A 693-nucleotide genomic window follows, 5' to 3' on the forward strand; every position below is an offset into this window, starting at 1 on the left:
CGGAAGTAGGCGATGGCGGCCTGCAACTGCTCGGCCTGGCTGGAGAGTTCCTCGGCGGTGGCCGACATCTCTTCGGCGGCGGAGGTGTTCTGCTGGGTGACCTTGTCGAGCTGCTGGATGGCGACGTTGATCTGTGAGGCGCCGGCATTCTGCTCGTTGCTGGCCGCCGAGATCTCGGCGATCAACTCGGCGCTCTTCTGGATGTCCGGCACCAACTTGGTCAGCATGTCCCCGGCGCTGCGGGCGGCCTTGACGGTATCGCCGGACAGTCCGGAGATCTCCAGCGCTGCCGCCTGGCTGCGCTCGGCCAGCTTGCGCACCTCGGCGGCGACCACCGCGAAGCCGCGCCCGTGCTCGCCGGCGCGTGCCGCTTCCACCGCGGCGTTGAGCGCCAGCAGGTCGGTCTGGCGGGCGATCTCCTGGACGATCAGGATCTTCTCGGCGATGGTCTCCATCGCGCCCACCGCCTCGGTCACGGCCCGGCCCGAGGCCTCGGCATCGTTGGCCGCGTCGCGGGCGATGCTTTCGGTCTGGCTGGCGTTGTCGGCGTTCTGCTTGATGTTGGCGGTCATCTGTTCCATCGACGACGAGGCTTCCTCGGCGGAGGCGGCCTGCTCGGTGGCGCCCTGACTGAGCTGCTCGGAGGCCGCGGCCATTTCCTGGCTGCCGGAGGCGACGTTGCGTACCGCGCCG

General features: G+C 69.4%; 1 protein-coding gene. It reads right to left on the reverse strand.

From position 1 onward, the window contains the following. Positions 1 to 693: methyl-accepting chemotaxis protein (locus IE093_RS22340; protein ID WP_229803916.1), on the reverse strand; the 693-nt coding region annotated here is incomplete at both ends.

Origin of the sequence: Litchfieldella qijiaojingensis (genome assembly GCF_014651875.1) — a bacterium.
Taxonomy (GTDB): Bacteria; Pseudomonadota; Gammaproteobacteria; order Pseudomonadales; family Halomonadaceae; genus Litchfieldella; species Litchfieldella qijiaojingensis.